Genomic DNA, 1,063 nt, shown 5'->3' with positions numbered 1-1,063 from the left:
TCGGCGCGCAATCTTTGACCGAGGCGGTGGGGCTGATTTTTTGCGAAATCAGCCTCAAAGCCAATGCAGCCAAGCACATGCAGCTATCAAATAAAGAGTCTCGTGGCGCGCGGCCCCGGTTTCTTTTGCAGGGCCTGAACCGCACATTGGGCAGGCCGCTCACCCAGGGTGCAGCGCTGGTGCGACAATAGCGGGCTCAATGACAAGTTCCTTTTCCAATTTATCGCTGGCCGAGCCGCTCGCGCGCGCCGTGGCCGAGATGGGCTACGAGTCCATGACCCCCATCCAGGCACAGGCCATTCCGGTCGTGCTCACGGGCCAGGACGTGATGGGCGCCGCCCAGACCGGCACCGGCAAGACGGCGGCGTTTTCGCTGCCGCTCTTGCAGCGCCTGCTCAAGCACGAAAGCAGCTCCACCTCGCCCGCGCGCCACCCGGTGCGCGCCCTGGTGCTGCTGCCCACGCGCGAGCTGGCCGACCAGGTCGCGCAGCAGATCGCGCTCTACGCCAAGTACACCAAGCTGCGCAGCACCGTGGTGTTCGGCGGCATGGACATGAAGCCGCAGACGCTGGAGCTCAAAAAAGGCGTCGAAGTGCTGGTGGCCACGCCGGGCCGCCTGCTCGACCACATCGAGGCCAAGAACGCGGTGCTCAACCAGGTCGAGTACGTCGTGCTCGACGAGGCCGACCGCATGCTCGACATCGGCTTCCTGCCCGACCTGCAGCGCATCCTGTCGTATCTGCCAAAGCAGCGCACCACGCTGCTCTTCAGCGCCACCTTCTCGCCCGAGATCAAGCGCCTGGCCGGCAGCTACCTGCAAGACCCGGTGACCATCGAGGTCGCCCGGCCGAACGAAACCGCCTCGACGGTCGAGCAGCATTTCTACAGTGCGGGCGACGACGACAAGCGTCGCGCCATCCACCAGGTGCTGAAAACGCGCGGCATCAAGCAGGCCTTCATCTTCGTCAACAGCAAGCTCGGCTGCGCCCGCCTGGCGCGCAGCCTGGAGCGCGAGGGCCTCAAGACCACCGCGCTGCACGGCGACAAGAGCCAGGACGAGCGC

Annotated in this window: 2 protein-coding genes; both read left to right on the top strand. The window is 65.5% G+C overall.

The window, feature by feature from the left end; genetic code table 11:
- On the top strand, positions 1 to 191 hold a 191-nt coding region (locus QZH66_RS16775; RefSeq protein WP_305806996.1), incomplete at its 5' end, for a hypothetical protein.
- Positions 192 to 199: 8 nt separating this feature from the next.
- Positions 200 to 1,063, top strand: an 864-nt coding sequence (locus tag QZH66_RS16770) for a DEAD/DEAH box helicase (RefSeq protein WP_305806995.1), incomplete at its 3' end; no start/stop codon positions are given.

The organism is Stenotrophomonas sp. YIM B06876 (assembly GCF_030711595.1).
Taxonomy (GTDB): Bacteria; Pseudomonadota; Gammaproteobacteria; order Xanthomonadales; family Xanthomonadaceae; genus Stenotrophomonas.
The sequence above is the reverse complement of the archived record's forward strand: the minus strand, read 5'-3'. Positions and strand labels throughout refer to the sequence as shown.